The following is a 13812-nucleotide window of genomic DNA, read 5'->3' as shown; positions in this document are numbered from 1 at the left end:
CCCAAGTAGAGTAATTTACTCAATTTTTATAGTGCTAATGCCATCATTTTTATCTATGATATTGAAAATATTTTTCATTATATGTAAATGCTGCCATACTTGCGATAGCTGTTCCAACAACAAAAATCAGTGAAACCGCTATCGCACTTGAAAAAAGCGGAGATAACTGTCTAGCAAGGGGGTTATTTTCCAAAAATAAAAGCATAAAATTAGGCAATTTATCGAAAATGAGCCAGTAACCACCAATAATTATAATGTTTAACAATACACAGCATGCAACGCTAATTTGGTGATACACTCTTTGAGTATAAATGCGAGAATTTTCAATACATCGATTACAATAAGGCATACGCTGATAATCTTCGTAAGCAAGCATCGCATCACCATTTTTGCATGGCAATGAATGGTTCACTATCAAATCGCCACCACTCACATTACCGCTATTGCCACTTCCAACTACAACTTGATTATTCGCCATACGGTGAACCTTTATTTAACTTCTAAATTATTACCTGCCACATTGCCACTATTAGTCTGTCCAACAAATACAGTATTCCCTGACTTTTGATTTTCTGACGTCTTATTAGTCAATAATCCAGCGAGAATATGTCTTTGAACAGATTCAGAAGATTGGCGAAACAAATCAATCAGCATTCTCTCTTGAGGAGAAAGCATCAAGCTATCTTGTCTGCCTGTTAGTACATAATTAATATCAAATCCTAACTCAGCCAATTTCATGAGGTAAGCGGCATCAGGATATCGCTTTCCTTGTTCGTAATTCGACTGAGTAGGAATTGCTACGCCTGTATAATCTGCGATATCTTTTGCTTTTAGACCTAAGCGATTTCTTTCTTCTACTAAAAATAACTTATTCAAAATATTAACTTCCTATTGATATTTATTAATATATTGGTTAATATAACAGAATGTTATTATAACAAATATAATGTACCATGGGGAATGAAATGAACAAAAACTTAGTCGACAGACCCAGTAAAGGCAGACCGTTTCAAGTTCGCTTGCCAACTACAGAAATTCGAGAAGCTTTTGAAAAATATTGTGCAGATAATTTGCGTAGCCTAGATGCTCAATCATCTATACTCATTATTCAGGAATTACAAAAATTGGGGTATTTAGATAATGCTAATAATCCTTCAATAAAACGAGCAACTATTAACAATCAAGAGGGGGTTAAAAATGATTTATTAACACTAGAGTTAAGTATTTTATGATACAGCGTAAATAAAATGCACAGTACCTGAGTTTCTGAGACTCAGATACTGCACGATGTCGATTGAGTCCGACAACTACTATTTTGATATAAATTCACATTTCTGTCAAATAATAGAGCATTTTATCTACGCATTTTTCTCAATTTTACAAGGAAAAAATTATGCGTTTAGATACATTTTTACAACGTGAAATTATTCGTTTACATACATTCAATCCAAATTATAGCAATCGTGAAATTGCTCGTATTTTAGACCTATCACCCACCACTGTCGGTACGTTGCTAGAAAAGTTTAAGCAGTCAAATCTTAGCTATAAGCAATTATCAGAATTAGCTGACAAAGATTTTCGCAGTCAAATTGGCTCACAACTACAAGCTCCACAACAGAAAGGCAAACCTGAACCTATTTGGGATGATATCTATGATGAACTAAAAAAGCGAGACATGACACTTGAATTGTTGTGGCAAGAATATCGTATAGATAACCCTAGTGGTCTGTCGTACTCACAATTCGCTCGTAAATACCGAGCGTGGCGTAAGACTAATCGTTTATCAATGAAGCAAACCTACAAGCAGGGAGAACAAGTTTTAGTTGATTTCTGTGGTCGCACGATGCCAATTCAAGACCCAAAAACTGGTAAAATCAAATATGTACAAGTATTCGTGGCGGTACTTGGGGCTTCAGGGTACATTTTTGCATTCGCTGTCGAATCACAAAAAATTAATGATTGGCTTCGCTGTCATATTGCGATGTTCAACTATTTTGCTGGCATACCACAACAAGTAGTCACAGATAATTTAAAATCAGCCGTGATTACTAACAACAAACAAAATCTAAGCCTAAACCAAAGCTATGTTGAATTGGCTCGATATTATGATTTTGCAATCGTGCCGACAAGACCACGCCACCCAAAGGACAAAGGTCTTGCAGAAGTAAGTGTACAAATTGTACAGCGTGGCATACTAGCAAAGCTACGTCATCGCACATTTTTTTCAATTGAAGAGTTAAATGAAGCAATTAGTGAACAATTAATTGAGCTAAATAATAAAACGACAAAACGCTTTACTACGTCTCGTTATGAGCAGTATTTGCTATACGATAAGCCTTTTTTAACTCAACTACCTGCTCGAACATTTGAGCTTAAGAAATGGCAATACGATGTAAAAGTTAATGAATTTTATCAAATTATGATAGATGGCGTTTGCTACAGTGTACCTTATAACTATGCACATCATACTATTAACATCGCTATCAGTGACAAGCTAGTTGAAATGTACTATCAGCATCAACGCATTGCTAGTCATGCCCTTGCTGAAGATGGGCAATCTGAAGTAATTGATTACAACCATATGCCACCTGACCATCAATATCAAGCTCAAAATAATCCTGATTATTTACGTCAATGGTCGAAAAAACTGGGTGATAATTGCTATCTCGTGATTGATGAATTGCTTAATGATAAATCACAATACGCAAGCAATCTACGCAAACTGATTGATTTTAAAAAATGGGTGATTGAAAACGACTATGAAGACAGATTAGATGAAGCAAGTAGCTTTGCAATTAATGCAGGAATTTTTAGCTTATCCCGTTTGAAAAGCTTAGTTAGTAGCAAGAATTATCAACGTATTCATCTTGATAATAAAGCTAAAAAGCCCAAACCACGACAAACTCATGACAATGTTCGAGGTAGCGAATATTATTCAAGTATGATGAATCAAAAGGAGGTTTGTTATGCTTAATACGCAGACTCGAAAACAGCTTAATGAGCTTAACTTGCCAATGTTTATTGAAACCCTTGATAATAATTACGATAGTTATCTTAAACAACAGTTAAGATTTGATGAAATATTATCGATATTGACAGACAGTGAGTTACAATTTCGACATCAACGAAAAATCGAACGCCTGTTAAAGAATGCTAAGTTTCGTTATCCCTCTGCTCGAATAGAAGATTTGGAATACAAACCCCAACGCAAGTTGCCTAAAGACCTGATTAAACATCTCTGCAATGGCAGTTGGCTTGATAAAAAACAAAACTTGTTGATATTTGGAGCGACAGGTACTGGTAAAACTTGGTTGTCCTGCTCGCTAGGTGTACAAGCTTGCAGAATGGGATATGATACTTATTTTATCACAGCCCAACAACTGCTTGAACAACTAGGCGATGCCTTGCTTGATGGGAGTTTAAATCAACTAAGAAAGCGTTTAATCAAGTTTAAGCTATTGATTATCGATGACTTCGCCCTTGGCAATATTGATAAACAGTTAGCTCCTTTACTTTTAGAGCTAATTGACCAACAGTCAATTAACGGTAGTTTGATGATAACCAGTCAATTCCCAATTGAACTTTGGCATGAGAAATTTGAAGATTCTACAATAGCAGATGCAATTCTTGATAGAATCATCAATCAAGCTCATAAAATTCAAATTTTAGGAGATTCTATGCGAAAAATGGCTGAAATTTTAGAATAAAGTTTTAGCCTAAATTATCAACGTGACCATGTTCAATAAGAATGATTGTCCATAAATGATGCTATTGGGTGGTCACGTTTGATAAGAATGGGTGTTTATGAGTGAGGTAATTTTGCAAGCTGGGTACAAATGATGCTATTACTAATGCGATATATGATAGCTGTTTATCTCAAAATATCAGAGGAGAACAGAAACATGAGTGTAAATAAAATCCTTATTGTTGCTCCTTTTGTTATAAGTATTATTGTATCAATTGAGCTAGACAAGAAATACTATTTTGATATTTATGAATTTTTTATATTTTTATTTATTTCTTTGATGGTTTTTGTGGATATTTATGACTATGTTAATGGTAGAGATTTTTGGTCGTTTGGAAATAAAGTAAAATCAAATGATAGTAAAATATTGAGATTTTATTGGTTTTTTTTGATGGTCATATTTTATGCATTAGGCATTTTCCACTTTTTATTTAGAGTTTAGCTCATTAGGGCTGTTACCAAATCATTTGAAGACAAAAGTACTGCTAACAATGTGGGGCAGGTGCAGTGGAATTATTTGAGTCATCGTCAGCTACAGGACAAAATCTCGTGTGTTGGTACAAAGAAAGATTGTGCAGCCCATGTGGCTAAATATGATGAAATTTCTAGACAGCAAGATGAGCAACTAAAAAACACTTGCTCAAGCAATCCAAATAGCACCAGTTGTCATCTCATGATACAAGATGCCTTGGAATATGTGGGAAAAAACAGAAATCATTATGGAAAAGCAAGCGACATTAAAACATCTACTCAGAATGTTTTATCAGTTGCAAATTCTAGTGGCTATCATACCATCAACACTCTAGACGAAAGAGCAAACTACTTTGGGGCGATGTATGGTTATACAGAGCAACCATGGTTTAGGGTGGCGGAAAGTGAATCAAGAAGCTTTTTAAGCCTTAAGGGAGCGGATAAGTCTTTTTATTCAGATTGGATTGCAGAAGCTGGAGGGGTTATTATGCGAAATGGTAGGTCGGAATTTCAATATATTTATAATAATCATGTGGGGCAAAGTAACAGCTGGAGCTATGGGAGACTTGTAAATGAACAGCACGACCGAGAATTGCAAGCGGTACATGAGAGACATTATAATTCCTGGAAAAAGGCAAGTAAGTTTTTCGTGGATTCAGCTATAAAACTCAGAAGGCGGTCTAAATCTGGCGATTTTTTGAATCCAGACCACAGAGTTGATGTTGGTTGTGAGGGTATGAAAGAAGTTAAGGAATGTCAATAATGGATATGGGATATAAGCTTTTTGCCATAACTATGATTTTAAATTTTGTTTTCCTGATAACTTTTGGAGCATTAAGCTTTTTTCTATATATCTATTTATTGGCGAAAATTATTTCTCGTGGCATGAATAAAGTTATTTTAGAAGAATATATCAGAATATTTTCGTTTTTTAGTATATTTCCATCAATAACTTTGATTGGAATATTAATTCTTTCTGTATTCAATGTATATGCATTGGTGGTTTTTGTTTCATTTATTGAAAGCGGCTTTCCGCTAGTTGCACTTATGATAGCATGGATAATGCCACCAATTTTTTTAATAATTAAACCATTGATATCAAAAAGACCGTATTTTTATAAGTTTTTTATCACTTGGTACGGATTAATTTCACTATGTTTATATTGCTCTATTTACGCATTTATATTACCATGAGTTATCTTATAAATGGATTTAAAGTAATGCAAATAAATATATTAATTTTAAAGCTAGGCTTATTGTTATTTGGCTCAAACAAATAGACGACAACCTAAGAATACTCGACGGCATCATGTCCGCCATTATAATGGAGTAATTGCCATACAACCAGCTATAGCTGTAGGTGCTGAAGTTGGAGTTGCTGTGCAAATATGTGAAAATAAAACATCTGAATATTGTTCTAAAAAATAGAGGTACAAATTAATAAGAAAATTATCTATATGTTTATCATAGTTTGGCTATTTGGTGTAATTACATGAGTTTTGGGGTTTTTTGTAGACATCAATATCTACATCCATAATATTATATTCACCATTCTTGCTCTTTCTACAATATTTCTATCTTTATGTATCGGTGGTTTTGTTCTTGATTCAAATATTAAATTTTTTAAAAATATTTTTAAGAAAAATAATGTAAAGGTTGTTATACATGAAATCAGGGGAGACTTGTGTCAATCAATGATAGCTATTATAAAAACAAAACTAAGTTGAAAAATTTTCATATCAGCTTACTTATCTGTTTTGTTTTATTTTTTATTCTTTTTGTACTGGCATATTCTAAATTTATGTTTCTATATAAAGTAGTTTTTTGTGTAATGTTTTTATGTATGTTTCACGCTTTTTATCGATGTTTTGTTCTTAACCAACATGTAGTAGATAAGATGAGAGAAAGAAAGAAAAAAGGGCATAAAACCTGTTTTTGATATAGATATTATTGAAGACTAAATAAAACCCAAGACTCTTCGATGGCATCACCTCCGCCTTGTACGCTCCTAACTCAAATGGTATCATAGGGGGTGTCTCAAGAGCTTAATAACCCAAGTTTAACCACCAAAGAAGCCACCCAAATCAGTAATTATAGGTATAAAAAGTTTGTTCATAATAATGGACAAATGGAAATTATTATTGACACAAAAGACGGTATTTTAAGTGATGATGACTACACTAGAATTGTAAGAGATCCAACCAATGCAGGAACTTATAATTATTATGGACCAAGACAGGATGGATGGAAGCATATTAAATATGATGTAGATCCTTATATTGATTTTGGAAGCGGGTTGGGCGATAGAACTAGTTTAGACAATAGAAGGGGTGTTCCAGCAACTATTAAGGGGATTAATATTGGTGTATCAGGTACGTATATGGGAAAATTGAAAGACCATCAAAGTACCCTAGCCATTAATCAATTTAATAAATCACAAGTAATTTGTGAAAATAATTCTGAGGAGTGTAAAATTGAAAAAAAGAAAAAATAAGATAATTTTTATGATATTTGCACTACTAATACTTATGTTTTTTGCACCAATAATTTATGTTTTTATAATGCGTATGATTATTGCTCTTGCTTTGTATCTTTAAATGAAATAGAGTTTTTGGCATTCATGCTAATATAGATCATTCAAAAATGATCTTTGGTAGACTTCCATCAAAAACAAGTTATCCAAAAGCAATGGGGGCAAATGGAATTATTGGTGAAAAAATAAGGCAAGCTGAAAGAAAATTTAATGAATCCCAGAAAATTTGTGAGAGTAATTATGATTTATGTAAAAAAGATGATTAGGTGCTTTTTTATTATCCTTGCTGTTGGTGCTTTTATTTGGTTTTGTTTTTATATGTTAGCTATTATAGGATTATTGCATAGTAATTTATAGATTTTATTCTGTAAAGAACGCTTATCTATTTAGCCAGATTTTGGCAACGGAAATGGGAATAAGACAACTTATCATTCTCGTCATAGCGACATATCTGGTGCAGGTTTTGGTAAACTATCAAATAATAGTAGATATTCGGATCATACAAATAGGCTCATCATTGATACAAGTAGAGAAGATGCGATAAGAAAATTTAATGAAGTTGATAAGAAAAAAAGATAAAATATGGATACTGCAGATAAATATACTTCTTTATTTTTTTTAGATGTTTTTATATATATTTTTGCTTTTTGCTTAGCTCAGCATTTGGGAAATCCCTTATTGTTGGCAATTTATGTTGTATGTTCAATTGTATTATTCTTAATATTTTCTGCTTTTATAAAAAATAAAGATTTACCATTTAGTGTTTTTTTGGTTATCTTGTTGATAGTAAAAATGGGTTTCTTGGTTTATTGCCATTCTTATTTTAGTATGGGTTAGCCTCTAATTTAGATTAATTTATGAAGTACTACACTTTAATTCTAGATAAGATCTCCATTGACGGAGAGTACAAAATGAGATTGATTTGCAGCTCACGGTAACCAAAGCTTTGACCAGAACGGACGAGAAATCAGAAGCGAGTCACCCAAAAGCAATGGCGGCAAATAGAATTATTGGTGAAGATGTCTCTTGGATTTTTATAATAATAATCAATTAAAGATTCTTTAGCATGATTGCAAGTTCAATTAACAAGGCTTGACTTGCAGGCGATAATATTGCACCTCGTCGAGAGATAATTTGTGACTCAGGGTTTAAAAATATTGGTTCTGACAAAGGCTTAGTGGTAATAAGTTCAACTTCTGAGGGTTGTAACATGAATCTTGGTAAAAACGTGACACCACCAAATAGCGCATAATCTTTTAATAAATTCATATCATTACAAAGCAGAGTGGGACTTAAAGATAGCCCGTGTTCGCGCTCAGCATTCTCGATTAATTGGCGGATTCCATGAGTGATATCAGTCATTGCCAACCTTTCATTAGTCAGCTGTTTGATGCTAACACTGCTATTTTGGGATAATGCATGATTTTTTGCCATAAATACATGCAATGGATGCTGTGCTCGATAATGTGATTTGAGTTTAGGGTGTCTAATAGCATTATATAATATACCAAAGTTGGACTCTCCCTCTAGTACTTTACGAATAATTTCGTTACTGCTATTAATATTGATGCGAATGGTAATCTGAGGGTGTCTGGCAGAAAACTTGGTAATTAATAAAGATAGCGCTTTAACATAACCGGCCCCTGTGCTGACTGTTATAGTGCCGGCATTCATACCTTTTAGTGCGCCAATTCGACTTTCTAAGACTTCAGCTTGTTCTAGCACGTGTCGGAAGCAATCCAAGACATAATATCCAGCTTCAGTTGGTCTTGCACCACGCATACCACGTTCTAAAAGCACTATACCAAGTTCTTTTTCCAGGTTTGCTATCTGCCTGCTTATAGCCGAAGGCGCAATATTCAAAGCGTCTGCTGCAACACGAATACCGCCTAGCTGCACAGTCTGATAAAAATAGTACATTCGCTTGTCTATTACATTTTTCATAAGAGTCATCTTAAACATGTTGCTAAAAAGGCAACAATTTATTTATCTTGTGAACTTGAGGTTTATATTAACCGTTTTTATACTATCTTTCAATAGTTGTTAACAATGAAGCAATAAGGAGAATTGCAATGATTGGTGTTATAGGTTTAGGGAATATGGGCCTGTCTATGGCGATAAACCTTCAGCAAAAAGACGAATCTGTATTAGGTTATGATATCTGTGCATCCAGTCAAAAAAGAGCAAGGCAGCAGAATATTAGGCTTTGCAACAGCCTAAAAGATCTCATTAAACAATCTGAAATATTGATTTTATCACTACCAAAAGCAGAACATGTTCTAGAAACTTGCTTGGGTGAGGAAGGGATCATTGCTTACCCTAAAAAAGGACTGATAGTGATTGATACTAGTACTTCAATCCCAGAGACGAGTCGTCAAATCGCACAAGTTTTCTGTGATATAGAAATGACTTTCGTGGATGCCCCCGTATCAGGAGGTCCTTTGGGGGCTGCATCAGGCACAATGAGCATGGTTGTTGGGTCAAGTGAAGCAGTATATGATGGGATTACGCCAATTTTAAATAAAATGAGCGCAAATCATCTTAGAGTTGGTCAGGTTGGTGCAGGTAATATTACTAAACTCGGTAATAATTTACTTGTAGCTGCAAATCTCTTATTGGTTGCTGAGGCAATGTCTATGGCGACGCGCTTGGGAGTTGATCCACAGGCTTTCTTAGGAGGTATTAATCAAGGTTCTGGCCGTAGTGCGGTTAGTGAAGTTAATTTTAAAAAATGGATTTTGAATCAAACTTATGATTCTGGATTTACCATGGGTTTGATGAGAAAAGATGTAGCACTAGCCCAAAATTTATTGCCTGATGATCTTTTATTATCGCAACAAGTTGTAAATTTTTGGCATGATAGCCACAACTTGGTAGACGAGATAGATTTTAATGCAATAGTGCAACTAGTAGATGAAAAATTATTTAAAAAATCTTAAATAAAGGATGTTGTATGATGAATAAATTGGTTGATCAGTTCATTAAAAAAATTTGCCCAGAGTTTAAAGGTGTTGCAAGTTATGTGGGTGGGAAGTGGGTCTTTGGTACTGGCGATAAAATCAATGTTAAATTTGCCCATGATGATTCTGACTTATTTTATTATCAGGATGCCGACGAGAATATCATCAATCAACTAAATTATTGCACATCGACTGCACAGCAGCAATGGTTAAGCATGACCGCAGCGAGACGTGGACAATTTATCTATCAACTAGGAGAAATAATCACCGAAAATCAGGAAATTTTGGCGCAGATTGAGTCTTGGACTGCCAACAAGCCAATTCGTGATGCGCGAGGTGAGGTAGCGAAAGTAGCCGAGATGTTTTTTTACTATGCAGGTTGGGCAGACAAGATTCATGGAAAAACCATTACTGTACCAACTGGCCACTTAAACTATACGACTTATGAGCCTTTGGGCGTAGTTTTACAAATCACACCATGGAATGCACCGATATTTACTTGTGGTTGGCAGATAGCTCCTGCAATTACAGCGGGTAATGCTGTGGTTTTAAAACCATCTGAGATTACCCCTATAACCTCATTATTGATAGCTTATCTGGCTGAGCAGGTTGGTATCCCGAAAGGCCTAATTAATGTGGTTGCTGGGTATGGGCATACTATAGGTCAGAAACTCATCAATGATGCAAATATTCAAAAAGTTGTTTTTGTGGGTTCTGTATCAACAGGTAAGAATATTGCTGTTCATGCTGCCAAAAGAGGAATCCCTTGTGTACTTGAATTGGGTGGTAAATCTGCAAATATTGTTTTTTCAGATGCTGATTATGATAAGGCTCTTCGTGGCGCACAAAATGCCATTTTTGCGAATGCAGGCCAAAGCTGTGTAGCAGGCTCGCGATTGCTAATCCAATTAGATATTTTTGATCAGTTTGTTAATGATTTAGCTAAAAGTACAAATAAGTTTGTTGTTGGCAATCCTACTGAAGAAACCACTCATATTTCACCAATCAATAATAAAAAGCAATTTGAATACGTTTGTAGCGCTTTAGAAAATGCACAAAAACAAGGAGCATCCATTGCTGCAGGAAATACCATTTCAATACCTAAAACTGACGGATATTATGTTAATCCAACAATTCTTATTGGTAATAACACTTTAGATTGTGCTCAACAAGAAATATTTGGACCGGTTGTGGTTGCTATACCTTTTAAAGACGAAGAAGAGGCAATTAGGATCGCTAATGATAGTCAATTTGGCTTAGCCGGAGCTGTCTGGACAAATGATGTGGCGCGAGCGCATCGTATGGCAAAAAACATTAAAGCAGGTACTGTGTGGATTAATAATTATAAAAATATTCATGTAAGTTCACCATTTGGTGGCTATAAAGATAGTGGCTACGGCAGGTCATCGGGATTGGCAGCCTTACATGAGTATAGCCAAATTAAGAGCGTGTGGGTTGAAACAGCCCTTACACCTTTGGTAAATTTTGGATACGGTGCGCAAGAGGTATAAAAGGAGTAATTATGAAGTCATATGAGATGTTGTCTGAAAATTTTTTAAAGGAAGTTCGTGAATGGCGACAGTATTTACATGCCAATCCTGAGCTTGGATTTGAAGAATTTAATACAGCAAAGATGGTTGCGGATATATTAACAAAGTGTAATGTTAAAGTATATGAAAATATTGCCAACACAGGTGTGGTTGGCGTGTTGAAAAAAGGCAATTCAAATAAAAGTATTGCAATCCGTGCAGACATGGATGCATTACCAATGCAGGAGCTAAATGATTTAAGGTATTGTTCGATCAATAATGGCAAGATGCATGCCTGTGGTCACGATGGCCATACGGCAATTCTGCTTGGCGCTGCAAAATACCTTTCTGAATATGGCCAGTTTGATGGCACGATTTATTTTATTTTTCAACCTGCTGAAGAAAACAAAGGGGGTGGGAAAGCAATGGTAGAGGCCGGATTGTTTGAAAACTTTACCATTGATGAGATATACGGATTACATAATTGGCCTGGTAGACCGCTTGGGGATATTTGTATTAATGATGGCTCAATGATGGCATCGTTTGATATTTTCGACATTCGGCTGCAAGGTGTGGGCTCGCACGCAGCTATGCCTCATCAAGGCAAAGATCCAATTGTGGCAGGTGCAATGTTAGTAAATCAACTACAATCTATTGTTGCTCGACAGATCTCACCACTAGACTCGGGAGTGTTAAGCATTACACAATTTGAGAGTGGAGACACTTATAACATTATTCCAGAGGTGGCTAGATTAAAAGGAACTATTAGGGCTTTTAATGAAGATGTGCGGCTACTCCTCAAGCAGCAACTAATCGCAAATGTAGAATCTCTTGAACATACAACTGGTGTAAAGGGCGTCTTGGATTATCAAGATTGCTATCCTGCAACCATTAATGACCCAGATTGCGCCAACGAGGCAAGACATCTTGCTAAATTAGCATTTGGGGAAGATAAAGTTTTTTCAGATGTTTTACCAACTATGGCTTCTGAAGATTTTTCATTTATGCTGAATAATAAGAAAGGTGCTTATATTTGGCTTGGCGTTGATGAAGTCGATAAACCTTCAACGGCATTACACAACCCATATTATGATTTTAATGATAATGCGCTACCTATCGGAATTAAGTTATGGATTAGCTTGGCTGAGGGTAGGCTAAAGTTATAAATAACAACTTAAAGGACGTAAATATGAAAATTTCAAATTCGATATTTTTTAACTGGCGCTTACACGCTCTAGCTTTGGTGCTAGCCTGTATTGCAGAATGGATTGGGATTGCTAAATTTGATATCGGTATTGGTACAATGATTTTGCTGCCACTGTTGTACGCTTTTGTATTTTCAGTATTTTTTAATCCAAACATTAACTCAACATTAGGTCGGTTGGTTGGAAAAAATGGTAATTTGGTTGCAGGTCAATGGATTTTGATATGCCTTATGCCATTTATAGCCAAATTCGCAGTCGGTATCGGACCTAAGATTAACGAGATTATTGCAGCTGGTCCCGCTCTGATTCTCCAGGAAATTGGTAATGTGGCAACAGTTTTGTTTGCAATGCCAATTGCTGTTTTGGTTTTTGGCATGGGGCGTGAATCAATTGGTGCCACACACTCGATTGCACGGGAGCCGAATATTGCCTTGATTGCTGACAGATTTGGATTAAAAACACCAGAAGGTATTGGTGTCATGGGTGTTTATGTAATGGGAACACTGTTTGGAGCAATTTATTTTTCAATTATGGCAGGTGTGGTTGCTTCTTGGAATTTGTTTGATGTTCGCGCCTTAGCTATGGCTTGCGGTGTTGGTTCTGGAAGTATGATGGGTGCATGTTCTGCAGCACTTTCTGAGATTCTTCCAGAGCATAAAGAGGATATTGTTGCATTTGCAGCCTCAAGCAACCTACTAACTTATGCAACCGGATTGTTTGTTTCAATCTTTATAGCGCTGCCATTTGCAGAATGGTTATTTAATGTATCGTCAAAATTGAGAAAGACTCAGTCAGCCTCTTTTGCAACTGAGGAAATTGGTACCGCAGATAATGACGAAGTTTCTATTTCATTAGCACAATTAATTACAGGTCTTGTTTTTATCTGCACGTTATTACTAATCGTCAATTGGGTTGGTACAAAAACGTCTCCAATTGAGGCATTGCCAGGTATGGCTATTCTATTTGTTTGCTGCTTGATCGGTATCTTTGTTAAAAAGATAGTTCCTATCGGTGTGCCAAATATCGCATGGATTTCAATTGTGGCAATCTTTATCGCATTACCATTTATGCCAATGGCTGACTATGTAATAGCAGAAACAGACAAACTTGGTCTATTGCCTTTAATAACACCAGCTCTAGCATATGCGGGTATGGCGATCTCCAAGTCTGAAATAAGCTTGTTTAAACAATCTGGCATCAAAATCATAATGATTGCATTATTGACATTCACAGGAACCTATTTAGGTTCAGTAGTTATTGCAGATGCATTATTATGATTAATTTACGCCATTATGTAGCACCTGTAAAAAACCACCGCTAAAAAGCAGCCACTTGGCTGCTTTTATTTGTGAATTTAACTGATTATTCA

15 protein-coding genes are annotated in these 13812 nt (G+C 35.5%); 12 read left to right on the top strand and 3 right to left on the bottom strand.

Annotation, left to right across the window (positions count from 1 at the left end; translation table 11 throughout):
• Nucleotides 1-49: 49 nt before the first annotated feature.
• On the bottom strand, nucleotides 50-478 hold the full coding sequence (locus AO382_RS03140; protein WP_064618113.1) for a hypothetical protein: 429 nt from the start codon (nucleotides 476-478) through the stop codon (nucleotides 50-52).
• A gap of 11 nt (nucleotides 479-489) precedes the next feature.
• Entirely contained in the window at nucleotides 490-876 is a 387-nt protein-coding gene (locus AO382_RS03135) for a helix-turn-helix domain-containing protein (protein WP_064618111.1), read from the bottom strand.
• 89 nt (nucleotides 877-965) lie between these two features.
• Between AO382_RS03135 and AO382_RS03130 the strand changes: the two genes are divergently transcribed.
• From AO382_RS03130 to AO382_RS03095, 8 genes are all read left to right on the top strand, one after another.
• Complete coding sequence (locus AO382_RS03130) at nucleotides 966-1232, top strand: hypothetical protein (protein ID WP_064618109.1); 267 nt, start codon at nucleotides 966-968, stop codon at nucleotides 1230-1232.
• A gap of 161 nt (nucleotides 1233-1393) precedes the next feature.
• Nucleotides 1394-2974, top strand: coding sequence for an IS21 family transposase (istA, locus tag AO382_RS03125; RefSeq protein WP_064618107.1), 1581 nt, complete (start codon nucleotides 1394-1396; stop codon nucleotides 2972-2974).
• Nucleotides 2967-3707: an IS21-like element helper ATPase IstB gene (istB, locus tag AO382_RS03120; RefSeq protein ID WP_064618104.1), complete on the top strand. Its 741-nt coding sequence runs from the start codon at nucleotides 2967-2969 to the stop codon at nucleotides 3705-3707. Before istA ends, istB begins: the two co-directional genes overlap by 8 nt.
• A 195-nt stretch (nucleotides 3708-3902) precedes the next feature.
• A complete protein-coding gene (locus AO382_RS03115) occupies nucleotides 3903-4187 on the top strand; it encodes a hypothetical protein (RefSeq protein ID WP_147286435.1) in 285 nt (94 codons plus the stop codon).
• A gap of 75 nt (nucleotides 4188-4262) precedes the next feature.
• On the top strand, nucleotides 4263-4979 hold the full coding sequence (locus AO382_RS10650) for a DUF6862 domain-containing protein (protein WP_154806254.1): 717 nt from the start codon (nucleotides 4263-4265) through the stop codon (nucleotides 4977-4979).
• The gene (locus AO382_RS10775; protein ID WP_064618098.1) at nucleotides 4979-5410 is read left to right on the top strand and encodes a hypothetical protein; all 432 of its coding nucleotides are present in this window, start codon (nucleotides 4979-4981) and stop codon (nucleotides 5408-5410) included. Before AO382_RS10650 ends, AO382_RS10775 begins: the two co-directional genes overlap by 1 nt.
• 838 nt (nucleotides 5411-6248) lie before the next feature.
• Nucleotides 6249-6710, top strand: a complete 462-nt coding sequence (locus AO382_RS03100; RefSeq protein WP_064618097.1) for a hypothetical protein — start codon at nucleotides 6249-6251, stop codon at nucleotides 6708-6710.
• Nucleotides 6711-7331: 621 nt separating this feature from the next.
• The gene (locus tag AO382_RS03095; protein ID WP_064618095.1) at nucleotides 7332-7586 is read left to right on the top strand and encodes a hypothetical protein; all 255 of its coding nucleotides are present in this window, start codon (nucleotides 7332-7334) and stop codon (nucleotides 7584-7586) included.
• A gap of 213 nt (nucleotides 7587-7799) precedes the next feature.
• On the opposite strand, the gene AO382_RS03090 is transcribed toward AO382_RS03095, so the two are convergent.
• Nucleotides 7800-8693, bottom strand: a complete 894-nt coding sequence (locus AO382_RS03090) for a LysR family transcriptional regulator (protein ID WP_064618152.1) — start codon at nucleotides 8691-8693, stop codon at nucleotides 7800-7802.
• 128 nt (nucleotides 8694-8821) lie between these two features.
• Between AO382_RS03090 and AO382_RS03085 the strand changes: the two genes are divergently transcribed.
• The 4 genes from AO382_RS03085 to AO382_RS03070 are packed head-to-tail and all read left to right on the top strand — an operon-like array spanning nucleotide 8822 to nucleotide 13720.
• Nucleotides 8822-9688, top strand: coding sequence for an NAD(P)-dependent oxidoreductase (locus tag AO382_RS03085; protein WP_064618093.1), 867 nt, complete (start codon nucleotides 8822-8824; stop codon nucleotides 9686-9688).
• 14 nt (nucleotides 9689-9702) lie between these two features.
• On the top strand, nucleotides 9703-11220 hold the full coding sequence (locus tag AO382_RS03080; protein WP_064618092.1) for an aldehyde dehydrogenase family protein: 1518 nt from the start codon (nucleotides 9703-9705) through the stop codon (nucleotides 11218-11220).
• A gap of 11 nt (nucleotides 11221-11231) precedes the next feature.
• Complete coding sequence (locus tag AO382_RS03075; protein ID WP_227513614.1) at nucleotides 11232-12404, top strand: M20 aminoacylase family protein; 1173 nt, start codon at nucleotides 11232-11234, stop codon at nucleotides 12402-12404.
• Between the two features lie 23 nt (nucleotides 12405-12427).
• A complete protein-coding gene (locus AO382_RS03070; protein ID WP_064618090.1) occupies nucleotides 12428-13720 on the top strand; it encodes a DUF3100 domain-containing protein in 1293 nt (430 codons plus the stop codon).
• Nucleotides 13721-13812: the final 92 nt, after the last annotated feature.

The organism is Moraxella catarrhalis, assembly GCF_001656295.1.
Lineage (GTDB): Bacteria > Pseudomonadota > Gammaproteobacteria > Pseudomonadales > Moraxellaceae > Moraxella > Moraxella veridica.
This window is presented reverse-complemented; position numbering and strand designations above follow the sequence as displayed.

Bases quoted from the DNA above. Each gene is read 5' to 3' on its own strand.
- AO382_RS03140 (WP_064618113.1), bottom strand. From the start codon at position 478: ATGGCGAATAATCAAGTTGTAGTTGGAAGTGGCAATAGCGGTAATGTG.
- AO382_RS03130 (WP_064618109.1), top strand. From the start codon at position 966: ATGAACAAAAACTTAGTCGACAGACCCAGTAAAGGCAGACCGTTTCAA.
- istA (WP_064618107.1), top strand. From the start codon at position 1,394: ATGCGTTTAGATACATTTTTACAACGTGAAATTATTCGTTTACATACA.
- istB (WP_064618104.1), top strand. From the start codon at position 2,967: ATGCTTAATACGCAGACTCGAAAACAGCTTAATGAGCTTAACTTGCCA.
- AO382_RS03115 (WP_147286435.1), top strand. From the start codon at position 3,903: ATGAGTGTAAATAAAATCCTTATTGTTGCTCCTTTTGTTATAAGTATT.
- AO382_RS10775 (WP_064618098.1), top strand. From the start codon at position 4,979: ATGGATATGGGATATAAGCTTTTTGCCATAACTATGATTTTAAATTTT.
- AO382_RS03095 (WP_064618095.1), top strand. From the start codon at position 7,332: ATGGATACTGCAGATAAATATACTTCTTTATTTTTTTTAGATGTTTTT.
- AO382_RS03090 (WP_064618152.1), bottom strand. From the start codon at position 8,693: ATGAAAAATGTAATAGACAAGCGAATGTACTATTTTTATCAGACTGTG.
- AO382_RS03085 (WP_064618093.1), top strand. From the start codon at position 8,822: ATGATTGGTGTTATAGGTTTAGGGAATATGGGCCTGTCTATGGCGATA.
- AO382_RS03080 (WP_064618092.1), top strand. From the start codon at position 9,703: ATGATGAATAAATTGGTTGATCAGTTCATTAAAAAAATTTGCCCAGAG.
- AO382_RS03075 (WP_227513614.1), top strand. From the start codon at position 11,232: ATGAAGTCATATGAGATGTTGTCTGAAAATTTTTTAAAGGAAGTTCGT.
- AO382_RS03070 (WP_064618090.1), top strand. From the start codon at position 12,428: ATGAAAATTTCAAATTCGATATTTTTTAACTGGCGCTTACACGCTCTA.